Annotated in this window: 13 protein-coding genes and 1 pseudogene; 3 read left to right on the top strand and 11 right to left on the bottom strand. The window is 67.1% G+C overall.

What is annotated here, in order from left to right:
- The 3 genes and pseudogenes from FJV41_RS37915 to FJV41_RS37905 form a co-directional block, all read right to left on the bottom strand.
- Positions 1–863, bottom strand: a pseudogene (locus FJV41_RS37915) (hypothetical protein); the annotation flags it as partial.
- Positions 864–1,504: 641 nt separating this feature from the next.
- A complete protein-coding gene (locus FJV41_RS37910) occupies positions 1,505–2,425 on the bottom strand; it encodes a DUF2381 family protein (protein ID WP_141647490.1) in 921 nt (306 codons plus the stop codon).
- A gap of 73 nt (positions 2,426–2,498) precedes the next feature.
- Positions 2,499–4,415 carry a serine/threonine protein kinase gene (locus FJV41_RS37905; protein WP_141647489.1) on the bottom strand — a complete coding sequence of 639 codons (1,917 nt, stop codon included), beginning with the start codon at positions 4,413–4,415 and terminating at the stop codon, positions 2,499–2,501.
- A gap of 202 nt (positions 4,416–4,617) precedes the next feature.
- Between FJV41_RS37905 and FJV41_RS37900 the strand changes: the two genes are divergently transcribed.
- Both FJV41_RS37900 and FJV41_RS37895 read left to right on the top strand, forming a co-directional pair.
- Positions 4,618–4,992, top strand: coding sequence for a helix-turn-helix domain-containing protein (locus tag FJV41_RS37900; RefSeq protein WP_141647488.1), 375 nt, complete (start codon positions 4,618–4,620; stop codon positions 4,990–4,992).
- Between the two features lie 52 nt (positions 4,993–5,044).
- Positions 5,045–5,392, top strand: coding sequence for a helix-turn-helix domain-containing protein (locus FJV41_RS37895; protein ID WP_141647487.1), 348 nt, complete (start codon positions 5,045–5,047; stop codon positions 5,390–5,392).
- A gap of 618 nt (positions 5,393–6,010) precedes the next feature.
- Here FJV41_RS37895 and FJV41_RS37885 read toward each other — a convergent pair.
- Positions 6,011–7,183: a serine/threonine-protein kinase gene (locus FJV41_RS37885; RefSeq protein WP_141647486.1), complete on the bottom strand. Its 1,173-nt coding sequence runs from the start codon at positions 7,181–7,183 to the stop codon at positions 6,011–6,013.
- Between the two features lie 258 nt (positions 7,184–7,441).
- On the opposite strand from FJV41_RS37885, the gene FJV41_RS37880 reads away from it, so the two are divergent.
- Complete coding sequence (locus FJV41_RS37880) at positions 7,442–7,822, top strand: DUSAM domain-containing protein (RefSeq protein WP_141647485.1); 381 nt, start codon at positions 7,442–7,444, stop codon at positions 7,820–7,822.
- A 113-nt stretch (positions 7,823–7,935) separates the two neighbouring features.
- On the opposite strand, the gene FJV41_RS37875 is transcribed toward FJV41_RS37880, so the two are convergent.
- The 7 genes from FJV41_RS37875 to FJV41_RS37845 all read right to left on the bottom strand — a co-directional run bounded on the left by FJV41_RS37875 (position 7,936) and on the right by FJV41_RS37845 (position 15,581).
- Positions 7,936–8,487, bottom strand: coding sequence for a PspA (locus tag FJV41_RS37875; protein WP_141647484.1), 552 nt, complete (start codon positions 8,485–8,487; stop codon positions 7,936–7,938).
- Between the two features lie 112 nt (positions 8,488–8,599).
- Complete coding sequence (locus tag FJV41_RS37870; protein ID WP_141647483.1) at positions 8,600–9,022, bottom strand: hypothetical protein; 423 nt, start codon at positions 9,020–9,022, stop codon at positions 8,600–8,602.
- On the bottom strand, positions 9,019–10,572 hold the full coding sequence (locus FJV41_RS37865; protein WP_141647482.1) for a recombinase family protein: 1,554 nt from the start codon (positions 10,570–10,572) through the stop codon (positions 9,019–9,021). The genes FJV41_RS37870 and FJV41_RS37865 overlap by 4 nt, the downstream gene beginning before the upstream one ends.
- Positions 10,569–10,769 carry a hypothetical protein gene (locus FJV41_RS37860; RefSeq protein ID WP_141647481.1) on the bottom strand — a complete coding sequence of 67 codons (201 nt, stop codon included), beginning with the start codon at positions 10,767–10,769 and terminating at the stop codon, positions 10,569–10,571. The genes FJV41_RS37865 and FJV41_RS37860 overlap by 4 nt, the downstream gene beginning before the upstream one ends.
- Entirely contained in the window at positions 10,766–11,350 is a 585-nt protein-coding gene (locus FJV41_RS37855; RefSeq protein WP_141647480.1) for a DUF2924 domain-containing protein, read from the bottom strand. The genes FJV41_RS37860 and FJV41_RS37855 overlap by 4 nt, the downstream gene beginning before the upstream one ends.
- A gap of 203 nt (positions 11,351–11,553) precedes the next feature.
- Positions 11,554–14,541 (bottom strand): CHC2 zinc finger domain-containing protein, encoded by a 2,988-nt coding sequence (locus FJV41_RS37850; RefSeq protein WP_141647479.1) that lies wholly within the window; start codon positions 14,539–14,541, stop codon positions 11,554–11,556.
- A gap of 266 nt (positions 14,542–14,807) precedes the next feature.
- Complete coding sequence (locus FJV41_RS37845; RefSeq protein WP_246137670.1) at positions 14,808–15,581, bottom strand: hypothetical protein; 774 nt, start codon at positions 15,579–15,581, stop codon at positions 14,808–14,810.
- Positions 15,582–17,252 lie beyond the last annotated feature (1,671 nt).

Raw genomic sequence — 17,252 nt, 5'->3', positions numbered from 1 at the left:
CCCCAGCCCGCGTTCGCCTGCAGCTCGAAGCCGCCTTGCCCCTTGCGGCGGCTCACGAGGATGGCCGTCCCGTCGAGGTGGGCCAGCGTCATCGGCTCCGACGTCCCTCCCGCCTTGCCCCAGTCATGCACCGCGGACAGCGCCAGCATGTATTTCATGGGGTACGGCTGGCGGCCCATGAGGATGTGCTGCACGTCCAGCACGACTTCCGCCCCCATCAGCCGCGCGCCCAGCACATCCGAGGCGAAGGCCTCGACGTAGAGGGGCCTCAGCATCCCCGTCACCACCGCGCCGGCTGGGTTGTAGTTGGGGTTGCCCCGGTTGTTGTAGCGGCGCACCAGGTGCCCGGACAGCAGCGTGTACGACTCCAGGGCTCCCACCCACACGAAGTTCGGCGCGTCGCCGCCCACCATCAGATTCTGGACCAGCTGGCCCCAGTCGGAGAGCTCGTCCCAGTCCTCCTTGCGCACCAGACTGGCGCCCGCCTCTCCACCCCACATGCGCAATCGCACCGGAGCGCCCAGCTCGAGTTGGAGCAGGCCTGGCTTGACGACCTCCAGCCGTGGATGCACCTGCAGGAAGCCTTCGTCCGTCCCCGCCCCTCTCCGCGGCAGAAGCGCCCATGTCGTGGTCTCCAGGCTCAGCCGGTTCGCCCAGCCAGAGCCCGAGCCAGACGAGGCCGGCTCCTCCTCGACCAGGGCGTCACCCTCGTCCATGGAGGGCTCGAGCTGCTCGTCCACCTCTGGCTCAAGGAGAACGGTGTCGTCCTCGACCTTCGCCAGGTCGTCTTCATAGGCAATCTCCTCCGCCCACCCCACTCCGGGTAACACCAACAGCAACACGACGGCCCAGCGCATGGACATCAACGTCTCCTTTGAAGGCCCCGACGGCGGGACAATGGACAGAGGCTTCCCGTTCAGTCCGACAGGGCGCCGGGCTGAGGGGTGAATGCATTGCATTGCGGGAGTCGCCGGCAGGCCGGCCGAGCCAAGCGAGAGGCAGACGTGTCACGTCACGGCGCCAGGAAGCCCGGCCCCGTCCCAACAGCAGACAGACGTGTCTCGCCACGGCACCAGGAAGGCCTGGCTCCGCTCATGATTCCAAACGCGCGAATAGGGATGACTGAGGAAGAATTCCTCAGCGGGCGTCAGGCATGCAGCCCGACGAAACGCAGACAGCTCCTCGGCGCAGGACGACCGTCAGCACGCGCCTCACGTGGCGGTGCGGGGGAGTCTCTGCGCGGTGCGAGAGCCCAGCGCCTACTTTGAAGCGGATTCATGAAGGTGGCTCAGGAGCGTCGCCGTCCAGGCGCTCCTCGCGGCCACCCAGGAAGCGCGCAGTCGCGCGCACACGCTCCAGCACAGTGGGGAACACATCGCCCTCCAGGGCACGCCAGAATGGACTAGACCAATAGGTATAGTCCATTTGACCCTGGATTAGCATTCCGCACAAGCCCCCAAACGCCGGCAACTCACGAGAGGGCGTGGAGGCAGTGCTCGTAGGGTTAAGGGAAGGAGACGTTGCTCAGGGTGATGGTGCGGCGCATATCTGCATCCCAGAGCTTGAGCGTGTAGCTCCCCAGGGGGGACTCGGACGCGGCTTCAGCCTCTACCACCACTCGCTGGACCGACGAACCGGAGGCCACGGGACCCGACTGCCACACTCGAAGGACCTTCAGCTCGTCGTTGGTCTTGCCCCGGAGCGTCGCCCCCACTGCGGTCCAGGGCTGAGCGTCCCCTACATATTTGAGCGTGGCCTCGACAGCTACCCTACGGGCTGCGCGATATGCATAGACATTGTGTTTGCTTGCTGCCCCTCCTGGGGCCTGGGTTACAGCCTTTGTCACCTCGCGGAAGTCAACGCCTCGCTTGCTGAGGACTTCCGTCGATATGAGTCCCGTCAGCCCATCAGGAGCACTTCGCTCCGCGCGCAGGCGCTCATTCTCCTCTCGGCATTGCTCAGCCTCGATGCGCGCCTGACGGACTTCCTCCTGGTATGTCTCGACGCTCCTCTTGCGCCGATAGACCTCGATGAGCGCTTCTGACCGTGCAGGGTGCGCGACCAGGACAACCGTCGCGCTCGCCGGGGCCGCTCCGTCCAGAAACCGTACCGTCAACTTGAGCCGCTCTCCCGCCGAGATTTTCTCGGACGGGACCAGACGCAAGGTGGTGAGCCCAGCGTCCACCACCGCGAAGCGCTCGCGTCCTTCGAGCGTCAGCCCTTCTCGACTCACCTCCGAATCGAAGATGAACACCGTCGAGAGCCCTGGGCTCACCGCGACTTCAGCCGCTGGCTGAGCATCATCCGAGACCAGCTCGATTCGGCGAACGCTCAGCCCCGCTGTAGCCGGGGGCGACTGCGCCAGAGCTGTCCCCTCGCCTGCGAGGAGTAGGAAAAGCAGAACGGCCGACACTGAATGATGCACTCGACATTTCTCCTGGCCCAAGCCAGCAGCGACGCCCCTGGCGGCTCATGAGCGTCTGCCAAACAGCGGCAGGTCATTCAAACTCACTCACTGCCTTGACCCAAACGGCAGAGTACACGCGTGCCTTACCGGTATCCCCTCCGCCGCCCTCTATCTCTAGTCCGCGGTTACGAGTGCCGTCCTGTACCTCCAAGCACACGGGGAAGCTCTCTCCGCGAAATCGCGCCCGAGTCAGTCGGACATAGACGCGGTCGGCAATAATGAGTCGCCCAGACAGAGTGGCCTTGTCCGAACCTAGGATGATCTGAGCAGTGCCGTCCTTCACCGTTACGTACTTTTCTTCTCCCTTGACGAAGCTCGCCCCCTCCTCATCCCCAAGCCCCATGCCCAGCATCTTCATGCCCTTGGTGGCGCCTGCTGGGCACAGTTCGGGATCCGGAGCGGGGCGCACCTGGGGGCCCGAGCAGGCCAGCAAGCCACATAGGGCCGTCGTCGCCAGGGCAGGGCCAACGCTCCTCGTGGCCTTCTTGGCAGGCGGCGGGGAGGTCGGGGTGTCACTCTTCTTCGTCGTCACGGTGGCAGTCACCTCGGGAAGCATCGCGGGAGGCGCGACGGCCGCAGGTGTTGCCTCCGGCCCGGTGGGAGCTGCGGCCGGGGCAGCTTGAGGTTTCTTTGTATATGGCGCTACTTCTTGGCCGGGGACGGCCTGCGGCTGCGGTGAAGCCGTCCGCTGTGAGAAGTACGCCCCAGACGCGAGGGCCATGGCCAGCAGCCCCGCGCCCAGCACACGCCCCAGCCGGAGTCGCGCGAGGAACGAGCGCCGCCCCACCTCGACGACGGGGGCCACAGGCGCCGCTTGCGCGGATTCCGCCGCCATCCCCTCCTCCAGCACCAGGCCCGGCAGCTGCGCATCCACGGGCCGCGCAGCCGCCACTGGAGAGGCCTGGGGCAGCAGATCCGCGGGCGGGCCCGCCCCCGGCAGCTCCGGCCCCGGAGCCTTGCCACGGCGCATCTGGCGCAGGGGCCGCTTCGCCCAACGAGCCAGCTTGTCCACCTCGCCCTCGGTGGTGGCCGAGTTCGGGCCATACGCGTCGAACAAGGGAGTGTCCCACGCCTCGCCTTCCGCCTGGGACAGGAGCTGTTCCAGGGCCGTACAGACAGCGCTCGCGTCGGGACGTGCAGCAGGGTCCTTCTCCAGCAGCCGCATGCACAAAATGGCCAGCGGCTCCGGGACGAAGCGGTTGACGTGGTGAGGGGGCACAGGCGACGTGCCAATGACACTCCTGATGTAGTCCTCCTCCGACCCCACGTCGAAGGGCAGCCTCGCGGTCAGGAGGCGGTAGAGGACGTTTCCCAGGGCCCACACGTCGTCCGAGGGGGCGGACACGTAGCGGAAGCCTCTATGGCCGAGGTGCTTCTGCAGGAAGAGCCAGGCTTCGGGGGGCCGGTACTCCATCGTCCCCGGCGGCAGCAGGGACTGGGTGACGCCGGGCGCTCCCTTGTAGTCCCCGATGCCGTAGTCCACCAGCACCGCCGGGCCGTCCGCGCCGCGCACCATGACGTTGGCGTCCTTCACGTCCCGGTGCACCACTCCTGCCGCGTGCGAGGCCGCCAGCGCCCGCGCCACGTCGAGCGTCACCTTCGCAATCTGCCGGGCCGAGGGATTCTCCTCCTTCACCCAGGTGCTCAGCTTCCGTCCGTCCACGTACTCCATGGCGATGAGGGCGAACTCACGCTCCCATGCCTGCCAGTAGGAGAAGCCCCGAATCCCCACCACGTTGGGGTGCTTCAAGCTCACGAGAATGGCGATTTCTCTCTCGACCCGCCCCTCGACGCGCTGCCGCTCCACAACCTTCAAGGCGCAGGGCTGCCCGTCGTTCGTCGCGAGATACACGGTGCCGAAGCCGCCCTGGTCCAGGTGCCGCACCACCGTGTAGCCCATCACCACGTCCCCGGGGGACAGCACGGCCGGGGGGCCGTTGTCCCTCATGGCGACTTCCTCCTGGCGACTCTGTAGGACAGCAGGACTGCGGCCACGCGCATGCAGCTCCCTCCCCGACGCCGCTCCACGGTACCAGAAGCCCGGGGAAATCGCGCGAAGTCTTCTCCCACCTCCAACCACCCGCCAACGATGACACCGAGCCATCTCACAAGGTGAAGTTGACTAGACAATCAGGTACAGTTTGTTCGGAATGCATATCCCCCCGGACATCCGCGTCTTCGCTCCTCCGAAGCCGCCCTCCCGTCCCTTGCCCGCCATCATCGGCGACACCCTGCGCACGGCCCGCCTTCGTGTCGGCCTGAACCAGTCAGAGGTGGCCAAGGTCATCTCCATCTCCCGCAATGCCTACAGCCGGCTCGAGCGAGGACTCATGCTCCCCAGCATCGTGACGCTCTACCGCCTGTGCACCGCCCTCAACGCCACCCCCAACGAGTTGCTGGGCTTCCACACCGCGATGCCACCGGATGTCGCCGCCGCTGCCAAGGACGCCCTGCGACGCCGTGTGCACAAGTTGAGCGCGCACCAGGCCCTCGCTCTCATTCAGCTCCTGTCGGGCGTGCGCTGATGGAATAGTGCTCCCTTGACAACTAGCAATTCAGGTATACTCCCTTGTACCTATGAACAAACAGCTTGCAACGCACCTTGGCGCTATCGCCCGCCTCGCCCGGGAGCAGATGAGCCTGACGCAGGTCCAAGTCGCGGAGCGCGTGGGGATGGCCTCTGCCGTCTACAGCCGTGTTGAGCGCGGACACATGATTCCCAGCGTCGAGACGCTGAAGAAGTTGTGCATCGAGTTGATGGTCTCCCCCGAGGACATGATGGGCCTTACCGAATCCTCGACCAGCGGAGCACGGGCTCGGCCGGAGGATGACACCACCTTGCGCCGACTCATCTTCGTCGCGCGGAAGCTCGACGCGGGAAAGCTGGACGCCCTCGTCCATGTCGCCACTGAGCTGGCCCGCTGAAGCAGCTCCCTGGCCGGAGGAGCGCCGCCAAACGGCTCGCACCGCCCTCTCCCAGCGCCACGCGGCTTGCGGCCAGCGATCCGGCGCCTCCGAGCAGGGAGCAGGCCTGGCGAGCAGAGCCCCATGCCTCGGGGCCCTGCACCAGAGCACTCGCCCTCAACCCGAGCGGACCCCGGCGTTTGCGGAGCGCCTCCCCGTCCGAAGGGGGGAGGCACTCCGCTACGCCGCGCCGCGCCGCGCTCCGCCAACTCGTCATTCACTTCGGCGAGTTGCGCCTCCAGGCCCTTCTTCCTCAGTTGGAGGCGGGCTACATCGTCCAGCCCCGCCTCCTCGTCGAGGTATCTCTCCTTCGGAGGGTCGGCCTCCAAATCATCACGCACCTCCACTGTGAGGACGTCGCCCGCGCGGATGTTCTTGGCGTAGCACCACTTCAGGTGCTCGCAGTGCTCCCTGCCCGTGGAGCCCCCAACATAGAATGTCATCTCCGGGTTGTCGCGACTCTCGTCGTGAGGGCGACGCACCCATGACAGGATGGTGTTGACGACGCCGAAGTCCGACACCCCCGCGGTGGTGATGTGCCGGCCATTGCGCAGCACGCGAAAGCAGAGCATCGGCGGCCTACTCCTTCTTGGGCAGCCCCAGTTCGTGCTTCTCCAGCCCATCCGGGTAGAGGCCGGCCTCGCCGAATTCCACCACGTCACGCAGCACCCCGCCCTCGGACACCACAAGGGAGGCCTCCTTGGCGGCCTCCGCGCGCCCATAGGGCTCGCGAAGCTGGGCGTGGGCGACACCGCGAAGTGCATCCCGCATGTCCGCCGCCGTCGCGAAGCGCTCCTCGGGGTTGAGGCGCAGCGCCGTATGCAGCACCGCCTTGAGGTCCTCATTGAGGTGGGCCACCGCCCTCTCGACGACGTCCGGGCCGAACGTCGCCATGAGGGCCTGCATCTGCTGCAGCGGCAATGACGGCTGCATCTCCGGGCGGAGCCGGCTCTCCTTCGCCGCCACCAACGGGACGTCGCTCACCTCGAAGAGGTGTCGGCTCGTGAGGGTCTCCACCAGCAACACACCCAGGCTGAAGACGTCAGAGCGCGACGTCAGCCCCTCCTTGCGGAGGTATTCGGGGCTGGCATAGGCCACGTCCCCTCGGAGCAGATTCTCCGGCGACTCCTCCCGCCCCACCAGCAGCGAGTACGCCGCGCCGAAGTCCAGCACCTTCACCTCCCCATGGAGGCCCAAGGCGATGTGCCGGGGGCTCACGTCGCGGTGGACAATGCCCAGGGGCACTCCCTTCTCCGACGTGAGCGTGTGCGCGTAGTGCAGCGCATCCGCCACCTCCGCCCCCACGTACAAGCAGAAGCCCTCCGAGAGGGGCTTCCCTCTCACCAGAGCCGCGCACACCAGCGTCTCCAGCGAAGGCCCACCCACGTACTCCATGATGGCGTAGGGGGCGTCCTCCTCCTCATCCACCTCCATATGGAAGACTTGAGCGATGTTGGGATGGTTGAGACGAAAGGCCAACTGCACCTCTTCAATCATCCGCATGCGCTGCATGTGCGTGGATGGGATGGCAATTCGGCGGACCAGACACAGACCGGACAGCGCGCCATCCGCCACGCGCCGCTCCACCTTCAGCAGCCGCTCGCCACTCGGCCGCACCTCCAGTTCCCGCACCGCCTCGTAACGCACGCCCCCCACCTCGAAGAGGAAGTGCGCCGCGCTCGGTGCAGGCAGGGTGGGGACGCTGGGCGGTAACTCTTCCGTCGTCACATCATCTTCCGAACGCTTCGGCATGGCTGTGAATCCTCCTGAAAGAAGGGGCGCGACCCCACGGGCAACGAGATTCGCGTCGCCGGGCGCCTCCCCGGAAAACCGCAAGGTCTAGTTGACTCGACCGTCGAATTAACATGACCTTGCATACCTGTGAAGCCCTCTGACACCCGCAGCAGACAGGCCGCTGCTCCATGAGCGCCTATCCCTCTCCTGGGTGCAAGTGAACCCAGCCCTGGCTTCGCATGCAGGTTTGGGCTGCTCCCAAAGGAAAAATGACTCGTGAGTGAAACCGTTGATTGGGGTCCCATCCGCGAGCTGGCCCGCCGCGTCTTCATCGAAGGAACGCGCCTGGCCCTCACGACGGAGGTGAAGGCACTGCTGAAGCGCACGGCCTCCGAGGTGGGCATCAGCGACACCGAGGCCGAGAGTGCGCTCGCCACGGAGGAGGGCGCCTTGGGCCTCTTGAGCGAGGAGTCCCGGCGCATCCGAGAAGGCTCCCGCAGGCTCATGGACGCGTTGCACCGGATGTACCAGCACAAGGACAAGGGGGACTTCGGCAGCGCCCGCGAGGAGATGCGGGGCGTGCTCAAGGCGGAGGTCGTCCCCCACTACCGCGCCCTCGCCCAGGGGCAGCTCGAGGCCATGCCCGACGAGCCGTGACGACGGGCGCGGCGCACCTTCAATCAGCGGTGTGTCGGGCGAAGGCGCGTCTCGCGCGCTCGACCTACTTGCCGCAGGAGCGCCCTCCAGCGAGGGCGCTTCGCGGCCCGGACTCAGGCCGGCATCACCTTGTCGAAGGGGCGCACTACCTTCCTACCGTCGGAGACGCGCGCCAACGTCACCGTCCTCGCCTCCTTGTCGACGGCCGTCACCTTCGCCGAGAAGCTGCCCCGCCCCTGCTTGTAGCGCACCTCCTGCCCCTCGGCGTAGGCGACGGACGTCGCGGCGCTGGAGCTGGGCGCGGCGGCCGTCGCCGTGCGTGCCGCCGCAGGCGGACGCCCTCGGCGCTTCTGGGGCGCGGCCTTCGTCCGCGTGGGCTTGGGCGCAGCCTCCTGCTTCACCCACTTGCGCACGGGCACCGAGGCCGGGCGCTTCGGCGCGTGCCCAGTCGCGGGCGCGGGCGGGCGCTTCGACGTGGGAGGAGGCACGGGGGCGCGCTTCGGCGCGGACGCCGCATGGGCCGGACCAGACTCAATGCCCAGGAATTGAGCAATCTTCCCCAGCAGCTCCAGTTGTCGCGCCAGTAGCTCCAATTGCCGGCCCATCGTCTTCTCCACCGCCTCGGCCACCGCCGCCTGGATGGTGCTCTTCATGTCGTTCTGCATGTGCTCTCGCTCGCTTTCCTCGCGGACCACCCGGCCCGCCTATTCTTCACCACCACAAACAGCCTCTTGCACTCACGCTACACCAGGGAGTCCAGACATTCGGACTCCTGTCTCAGAATGAAGCCTTCACCTCACGCCAGCGCTCGCGCTGCGCTTCCCACGTCCCCGCGTGTGCAATGGCCCGGAGGACTCGCTCACTGAGCGGCTCCGCCCCATCGACGGCCTCGAGAAACAGCACCTCCTCCTGGATGTCGGGCGCCAGCAACCGCAAGTCCAACAGGTGCGTCACACGCGCCCGGGTAAAGCCCAGTTGACCGGCGACGTCCGCTGCGCTCGCCACCAGTCCCCGCTCAATGACGGACTCCACATGGTGCGCCAGCGCCAGCATCCGCGCGACGTGCGCGGGCCTTCGCGCCACTCCTCGCGGCGACGGTGGCGCCCCCTCTCGGAAGCGCACCTTCGCGCGACGCACGCGGTGGAAGTGCGCGCTGACGAGGCCGGCCTCCGCCGGCTGGGACTCGGGACTCGCGCTCACGCTGCCGCCTCCTCGCGCGCGGGCGCTGTCGACTCACCGGCATGGGACAGGTAGACGTCAACCTGCCCCGTCGCCTCGTTCACCACCACCCGGCCAACGAGGGCTCGCAGCAGGCGCCCACGGTTTGTCGCCGTCAGGGCGTCCCACACCGCGTCGAAGTCCGCCAGGGCCTGGGCCACCCACTCCGCCTCCACCTTCTCCCTCTCCATGGCGTCCAGGGCGCGCTCCACCTCCGCCAGTCGCTTCCTCATGCCGGCGACTTCCTCTTCCGCAGCCGTCAGCTTCTCCTCCAGGAGGCGCCGGGCGGGGCCCTCCAGTTTGGCGAGGGAGTCCACCCACTTCCCGGACTCCCCAGCGCGCTTGCCCAAATCCTTCGGAAGCTGCGCGCGCTCGGCGCGTAGGGCCTTGTGCTTCTCCTCCATCCGCGCCGTGAGGCGGGCGTGTACCTGTGCCGCGAAGCCCTCACCTACCGAAACCTCCCTCAGCCGCGCGACGACGAAGTCCTCCAAGGCGGCTGCCGGAAGGGAAGCAGCCCGGCACCCCTCCTTCCCCTGCTTGTCCCGGGTGATGCAGCGGTAGTAGCGGTACTCACGCGCTCCCTTGCGCGTGCTGCCGGGCGTCATTGCCTCGCCACACAGGCCACAGCGCAACAGGCCTCGCAGCACGTAGTCAGGGTTGCGCCCGTGGTACTGGATGCCGGGGCCACGGCCCTCCAGCATGTCCTGCACTTGATGGAAGGTGGCCCTGTCCACGATGGGCGAGTGCTCTCCCGGGTGCATCTCGTCGCCATACGGCACGAAGCCTGCGTACAGGGGACTCCTCAAGAGGCGCAGCACATCCTGCGTCGTCCATTTTCGAGCCGCGCGCGTGGCACCGCTCTGGGCCTCGTGCCGCTTCGTCTTGCGCCCCACCTCGTTGAGGAGGCGCGCCACCGTCGAGGCCTGCTGGTGCTGGAGGTACAGCTCGAAGGCCTCCCGCACCACCGTCGCCTCGTACTCATTCACCACGAGGCGCTTGTCCTTCACGTCGTAGCCCAGCGGAGCGCGTCCCCCCGTCCACAGCCCCTTGCGGCGCGCGGCGGCCACCTTGTCCCGCGTCCTCTCCGAAATCATTTCCCGCTCGAACTCGGCGAAGGACATCAGCATGTTCAGCGTCAGCCGCCCCATGGCGTCCGCCGTGCTGAAGTTCTGCGTCACCGAGACGAAGGAAGCGCCCGCTGTGTTGAGGCGCTCCATGACTTTCGCGAAGTCGAGGAGGCTGCGGGAGAGGCGGTCCACCTTGTACACCACCACGACGTCGACCCGGCCCGCGTCGACGTCCTGCAGCAGCCGCTGGAAGGCGGGCCTCTCCATGTTGGCGCCGGTGAAGCCACCGTCGTCGTAGCTTTCATCCACCAACGTCCAGCCGGGCTGGCGTTGCACGTAGGAGACACAAGACTCGCGCTGGGCGTCCAGCGAGTTGAACTCCATCTCCAGGCCCGCGGCGGTGGACTTGCGCGTGTACACGGCGCAGCGCTTCGCGTCCGAGAGCGCTGGCTTGCTCTTCCTCATGGTTCCTCCGTTCCCTCTGTCGTCGGCGGCACCGGCTCGACGTTCGAAGACTGCTTCGGCCCGGAGAGTTGCTCCGCCACGGCCACCAGCCGCTCCAGGTTGTCGTTGAGGCGCCGCAGCTCTCGGAGAATCTGCGGCACCGTCCCCTCGAAGAAGAGCTGCCCCATGTGCGTCTGGAAGAATGCGGGGCCGCTCATCGCGTCACCGCCTTCTGCTTCGAGCCGCCGTCCTTGAGGCCGAAGAAGCTGTAGCCATTCCAGGCCGTGCCCGTAATCAGCTTGGCCACGAAGGAGAGGCTGCGGTGGAGCTGGCCTTCGTATTCAATCCCGCCCTCGCGCACCGTCACCCGGTGCTGTGCCCCCTTGAACACGCGCGTCAGCACCGTGCCCGGCGGCGGCAGGCGCGCGTCGCGCCCGTCAGCAGCGGCTGCGCTCCCATCCGCAGCGGCTGCGCGCCCGTCCGGAGCGGATGGAGGAGGCGGCGCGGAGGGCTTCGTCTCCTCCACCTGCCGCATCCGCCAGCGCTCGGGCAGCTTGTCGCCCAACTCCGAGATGCGTGCGATAGCGCGCGCGGAGAGTCCCCCTTCGGCCAGCTCCTGAATCCGGAAGGCCAGGCGCTTCTTCAGGTAGTCCCGGTTCCGGCTGCGCGTGGGCTCGCCGTACAGCTCCTGGTACTTCTCCGCCAGCTCCGGCACCGACATGCTGGCCAGCGCAGCCAGTTGCTGCGGCAGGTCCGCCAACTGCTGGCGCGCAGCCCGCGCAGTCCCCTTCTTCACCATGGTGTCGTCTCCTTTGCCCCGGGCAGCAGGCCCTCGGGCGAAAACCATGGACGCTCTGTCCCCAGAAGAAGACAAGTCGAGAGTCCGCGGCTCAGCCATGCGCGCTCTCCTCCGCGCTCCACGCGGGCGCCTGTCGTTGCGGCTGTACATGTCGACGCAGCCACAACTCCCATAGGGGCTCGACGAGGACGTCCACCGCGTCCTCACGGTGTTGCTGCAGTGGACTCGCCGGGCAACTTCTCCGCCCATGGGTCGACTTCCGCCACCTCTGCGGCAGCCGTGCCTGTATTCACCTCCGGCTCGCCCGCCAACTTCTGGAGCGCGTACATCGTCCGCTTCTTGCGGTCCTGGTTCCTCACCACCACCCTCAAGTCCCCAAAGACTCTGTCCCTCGCCGTTTGCAGCGCACGGCCCAGGCGGCTCTGCTGCGAGCGTGAGCCTCCCTCGCCTCGCGCCTGAAGCATCAGCTCGTCCTTCTCGCACAGCTCGTTGAGGCTCGAGACGAGCACCTCCCCAGCGCCGTGCGCGCCCCACCAGGCCTGCACGAATTCGCGCCAGGACTCCCCTTCGACGTCCGCATTCGCATAAAGCTCGTCGAGGTTGCCGAGGAAGCCTCCCACTCCAGCCACATTGAGAAGGCCGCCCATGACGGCCGCCCAGTGCTCGAAGGAGCCCAGCCGCTCGCGCCCCAGGGGCCTCCCCGCGGCAATCCACGCCTGCACGAGCGTCAGGGCCGCACGCACCAACTCGCTCCGGTGCTCCTTCACCCAGAGGATAATCGGGTCATGCTTGAAGCGACTTCGCGTCCAGGCCCTGTCCAGCTTGGGGTCGATGCGGATGCGCACGGAGCGACGGGCAATGTCCTTTGAAAGCTTCGGGTTGTTGCCGGTGAGCATCCACATGGCGGTATTGGGCAGCGTCAGCTTCTGCGTCTTGCCCAGGAGGCGGTCCGTCCAGGAGGTACTCGTCAGCATGGCGGCGAGGGCCGCGGAGGAGAGCGTCGCCTTCTCATTGGCGTTGTCGAGGAGGATGAGGGGGCGCGCCAGGGCGAGCTCGGCGGTGAGCGTCTTTCGAATCTCCTCTTCATTCTCAGGCAAGGTGCCAATGGCGAACGCCCTGCCCGTCGCCACCCACGAGACGAGGTCGCACAAGAGGCCCTTGCCGGAGCCGACAGCGGGCGCCTCCACGACGTGGAGGGGGGTGCAGCCCTCAATCATCCTCCGGACGAAGGGGAGGAGGACGGCGGCGAGGGCATGTGCCTTATCGCTGGGGTGGGCAAATGGGAAGTCCACGAAGACGTCGTCAAAGAAGAGGGCACGTGCGGCGGCAACCTCCTCGGGTGTCGGCCGCTCGGACACGGCGCCGAGGTGAAGCGCAGGAGCGGGCTCCAGCCAGAGTCTGTCCTCCGGGTGCAGCCCAGGCGTCAAGAGGAGCTTCCCGTCCTGTCCGAATACCGGCGTGGTAATGACAGCCTCCACTGAGGGAAGGCCCGGAGGCGGGTACGCGAGGAAGTCCCGCGCGACGTCTTTCGGCGGGAAGACGGAGTGCGGCCCGCCCTCGACTTCCGCTACCCACGTCGCCTCCCGGAGGAGGACTCCGTAGACGGCGGCCTCCGTCATCTCCGAGAGAATGGGCGCCTCCTTCTCGGGCTGCGCGAGTTGCACGAGGGCGTTGCCTCGCACAAAGAGTGGCGCCGCCTCGTTGGCGAAGCCCTGCGTGCTGGCAGCCCGCATGCGACGCGCATTCGCCTGCACCACCGCTTGGCGCGCCTCGGTGACAATGGCCCAAAGTTGGCGGTTGCCCACGTTGATTTCCGGGCACGCGGCGGACGCACGGCGCTGCGCCGTGGCCGCCGCCTCCTTCTCCGCCACCACCCCCTTGAGGTTGGCGTTGAGTGCCCGCCTCCGGAGGCCAAACTTCGCCGAAATGGCGTCCAGCACCACGTCGGCTCGGACTGCCGTGCATTGCTGCAATGAGGCCAGGAGGGGCGCCAGCGCCTTGTCCAAGTCGGCCTTGGGCGCACTCTCTGGAATGCCATCCAGCAGGTACTCCGGGTATGCCCTCGCGCGGCCGAGGACTTCGTGGAGCGTCGCGGCGCCCTGCGACGCAACAAGCGCGTTGACGTCCACCTTCTCGGCGCCCTGCGGACGTGGAAGCAGGGCGACGCACGCCTCGCGGCCCTCGGCCCAGAGGGCTGCGGCAGTCTCCCGCGCGCCCGCCTCTCCGGCGCCGCTGGCCTCGGCGTCATTGCAAATGACGACGCGCCTGGCGTCGCGCGTGAGCCTCAGCAGCCGAGGAATGTCCTGCTTGCGAAAGCGCGTCGTGGCCGGAGAGAGGCAAGGAATGCCCGCCTGCATGGCGCTGATGCAGTCGGTGACGCCTTCCGTAATCAGCAGCGTGTCGGCCTTGCGTGCCGCGTCCTCGTTGTAGAAGTAGTCGTTGCGGACGGTGGGCGAGACGTAGGGGTGCCGCTCCGAATGGGTGAGGAGCTTCTTGTACTTCGCCTTCTCCCACTCTTCGTCGCCCGTATATTGCGTCGCGCGGGCGATGAAGTAGACGACGCGGCCATCCTTCCAATATGGGAAGACGAGGCGCTCCCGGAAGAAGTCCTCGACGTGGCCGCCCGGCAGTTGGACGAAGAGTCCCGTCTTGAGGGCCGCCTCGCGGCTCGCGCCCATACCCTCTCTCAGGTGCGCGAAGAGGCCACCGTCGGCCCACCCCAGCTTGAAGCTGTCCACCACCTCGTCGGTGAAGCCGTAGTGCTGGTTGAAGGACTCCTCACGGAGTTTGGGGGGCAGGCGGCGGTGGTAGTAGTCGGCGGCGGCAGTGAGGAGTCGCTCGACGTCGCGGCGCTCCACCAGCGCCTCGAGCTCACGCGCGTGGGACTCGTCATGGGGCGAGGGAGGGGGAACGCCGGCGCGCTCGGCCAGCCGGAATACCGCCTCCTTGAAGTCAACCTTCTCCCTCTCCTGGACGAAGTTGAAGACGTCTCCCCCCAGGCTGCCGCCGTTGGAGAAGTCGTGCCACGTCTGCGTGGTGGGCCACACGACGAAGGAGGGCGTCTTTTCGGTGTGAAAGGGTGAGAGTCCCTTGAGGGTGCTGCCCGAAGGGCGCAACTCGACGTGGGCGCCGACGACGTCGGTGATGTCCGAGCGGCTCCGCACCTGCTCCACGAAGGCGCGAAAGCTCATGGCGCAGGCACCTGGGGGCTGCGCCTCGCCGCCGCGGAGTCCAGCCCTCGACGCACAACGGGCTGACGCGCACGCCACGCCAGCATGGCGCCGGGCTGCATCTGCCCAATGACTGTTGGGAGGCCGAGGACATGAGAGGCAACGCGCCCCTCGTCCCCGCGGCTCGCGGAGAAGGAGTCCTGCATGGGTTGCTTTCCGGGGACGTGTAGACGTGCTGCCTCGCAGCACGCCCTCGCTTGGAGGCTCAATTCACCTCGGGCTGGCGCTCAGCAGTTTCGTTCCCAAAACGCCCGGTACTCGACGGCAACCGCTTCGACGAAGGTTTGCCACTCCTCGCCGCGCATGGCTGACACGTCCCCAACCTGCTGCATTCCGAGGTGGTGGTGGAGGAGGCGCTCCACCCTCTTGCGCGGCATGGTTTTCAGTACGTCAGAGAGGTACTGCACGAGGCGCGCGTTGGGTGGCCTTGCGCCCGCGTCGCCGCGGCGCGCCGCTTCGGCTTGCGTCGCCGCGTCCACCCGGAGCCTCGCCAAGTCGTGAAGCGGCAGCCCCTGGAAGGCCTGCTGCTGCTCCGGGGACAGGCGGCGCTCGGGCTGCAGGGAGTAGCGCGTCTGCCACCAGTCCTTCGCGGCCCCGTGACGCTGGACTTCAACAGCCCACGTCTCAAGCCCAAACGTGTGCCGCATGCGCAGGACTTCCTTGAAGAAGGCAATCCCGTACTCCAGCACCTTCACCTCGCGCGTCTCGAAGAGGGCGACGTTGTGGGTGAATCGCAGCACGGGCTTGTGTCCCTCCACCTTCAGCCTCCGGGTGAAGGGGACGAACTTGTTGTCAATGAAAGCCACGTCGCGCGGGTGCGGCTCCCCGAGGAAGACGACGACGGCGCTGTCTCCGTCATTCTCCAGCTTCAGCCAGGCGTCCCCGGCCTCCTTGGGCTGCTTCGCCAACTCCTGCGTGCGGCAGTCCTCCCTCAAGGACTGGGCTGGGGCAGGGCTGGGCGTCTGGGTAACTGGCCTGGGGGAGTCGCTCTCGTCACGCATGTGTGCCTCGGGGCCGGAGGAGGTTGTGGCCGCTGCTGCTGAGAAGCCGCTCCGTCCCTGCAGGGACAAAGGCTCGGGGCCCGCAATCGGGGACATGCTGACGCGCCCGAATTTCCACCGGGGCCTCCGACTCGCCAGGTACTCAGGTTTTGCGGGAGTCCTGGTGGCTTGCCCGGCGTCCGGCAGCACCATGAGGAGGCTGCGGCGGGCCATCCCGCATGGAGGGGCGCTCCTTCATGAGGGCGGCGATGGCCTCTGCTGGGCGGGCCTCATGCCCCTGCCTTGAACATCAGCGGAGTCCCCCTCCACATTCGGACTCCCAGGCTGCACTCCAAGGGGAGAAGCCACGAGCCACGACAGGGGCTGGCGACGACGACTCGGAACGAGTGCGGACTGCTGGGGCGAGACCATCTTCGCGCCGAAGGGCACGGACCGCCGCCTCCCTCAGAAGCCGCTCTCGCTCGAACCAGGACAGCTCAGCAGAAGGTTCTCACCGGCGACGCGCGGCCCCAGTCCCAGCACGATGGAGGGCAGACAGGACGATGAAGACGGGGAACAGGAGAGTGCGTGGCCCCACCATCTACATTCTCCCCTCCGACTCTCGCATTCCTGCCGGACTGCCGGACTTCATGCCGGACTTCCCCCGCTGAAGTCCGGCACCCAAAATCGCTGTAACTACGAGGGGTTAAACCATCCTGCCGGACTTGCCGGACTTCCTCCCCCGTCCCGCCCCTCTACGGGGAAATATTTTCTGCGCGCTTCCCTCCCAAAATATTTTCCCTCGCGTACGTAAAGTGGCTTTGAAGTCCGGCAAGTCCGGCAGAGTGGCTCAACCCCATGAAGTTGTTACGGAAATTGCTGCCGGACTTCATGCCGGACTTCTGCCGGACTTTGGAGAAGTCCGGCGGCTGAAGTCGGGTGCCGGCCCTGCTTCAACTGGAGGTACAGGGCGCATGGGTGAGACCTCGGCACCTCTGGCTTCCCTGCCCTGGTTGCTGGATGCCAGGGACCGGCTCAACGGACCGCATCCGGGTCGGCCAAACGGATCGCGACTCCTGAGCGCGCAGGACTGGCCACTTGCGCCCGGTTGCCCTTCGCCTGCGCGCGGAAGTCGGGGCACGGGCGAGAACCGTTCAGGTTTCGGCGAAGCTGCCCCTTGACGCTCCTGAGCACCCGGGCTGCTTGAGCGGCAGAGAGGGTCTCCGCTTCGCGCAGGTGACCCACGAGGATAGGGCGGCCCATGACAGCTCGAAGGCGCGGCTGTCTCGGCGGCTGAGCGAAGCCCGAAGCTGTTCGTCCAGGTTGGTCCAGGGCCAGCGACCCTCCCGCGCTCGGAGAGATGTCCCTTCGGCAGGCGCTCTTCCCCCCCACGCCCCCCTTTGAGGCGAATCCCAAGAAAGTGAACGGGCTTCATTCCCGAGCTTGTTCACTTTCAGGCCCGTTCACTTTCACCGGACCAAGCCCCACCAGGCCAGGCTCCGCCGTGGAGCTCACCTGGCGCGCGGAAGCACACGCCTGGCGCCGCAGGTCTCGTAGTTTCGCGGGGTTGGGGCGCCAAGCCACCAGGTGCTCGAGCACCGCGGTCCGAGTCCGAGCCTGAACTCGCGCCCGGAAGCACACTCCGTCCAGCGGGCCGGACTCCAGCGCGCCATTCACTTCCCCGGCCCACCT

Source organism: Myxococcus llanfairpwllgwyngyllgogerychwyrndrobwllllantysiliogogogochensis (assembly GCF_006636215.1).
Lineage (GTDB): Bacteria > Myxococcota > Myxococcia > Myxococcales > Myxococcaceae > Myxococcus > Myxococcus llanfairpwllgwyngyllgogerychwyrndrobwllllantysiliogogogochensis.
Note: the sequence above shows the minus strand (reverse complement) of the source record. Positions and strands in the feature narration are given on the sequence as shown.

Bases quoted from the DNA above. Each gene is read 5' to 3' on its own strand.
- FJV41_RS37860 (WP_141647481.1), bottom strand. From the start codon at position 10,769: ATGAGCGGCCCCGCATTCTTCCAGACGCACATGGGGCAGCTCTTCTTC.
- FJV41_RS37895 (WP_141647487.1), top strand. From the start codon at position 5,045: ATGAACAAACAGCTTGCAACGCACCTTGGCGCTATCGCCCGCCTCGCC.
- FJV41_RS37905 (WP_141647489.1), bottom strand. From the start codon at position 4,415: ATGAGGGACAACGGCCCCCCGGCCGTGCTGTCCCCCGGGGACGTGGTG.
- FJV41_RS37900 (WP_141647488.1), top strand. From the start codon at position 4,618: ATGCATATCCCCCCGGACATCCGCGTCTTCGCTCCTCCGAAGCCGCCC.
- FJV41_RS37885 (WP_141647486.1), bottom strand. From the start codon at position 7,183: ATGCCGAAGCGTTCGGAAGATGATGTGACGACGGAAGAGTTACCGCCC.
- FJV41_RS37865 (WP_141647482.1), bottom strand. From the start codon at position 10,572: ATGAGGAAGAGCAAGCCAGCGCTCTCGGACGCGAAGCGCTGCGCCGTG.
- FJV41_RS37875 (WP_141647484.1), bottom strand. From the start codon at position 8,487: ATGCAGAACGACATGAAGAGCACCATCCAGGCGGCGGTGGCCGAGGCG.
- FJV41_RS37855 (WP_141647480.1), bottom strand. From the start codon at position 11,350: ATGGTGAAGAAGGGGACTGCGCGGGCTGCGCGCCAGCAGTTGGCGGAC.
- FJV41_RS37845 (WP_246137670.1), bottom strand. From the start codon at position 15,581: ATGCGTGACGAGAGCGACTCCCCCAGGCCAGTTACCCAGACGCCCAGC.
- FJV41_RS37850 (WP_141647479.1), bottom strand. From the start codon at position 14,541: ATGAGCTTTCGCGCCTTCGTGGAGCAGGTGCGGAGCCGCTCGGACATC.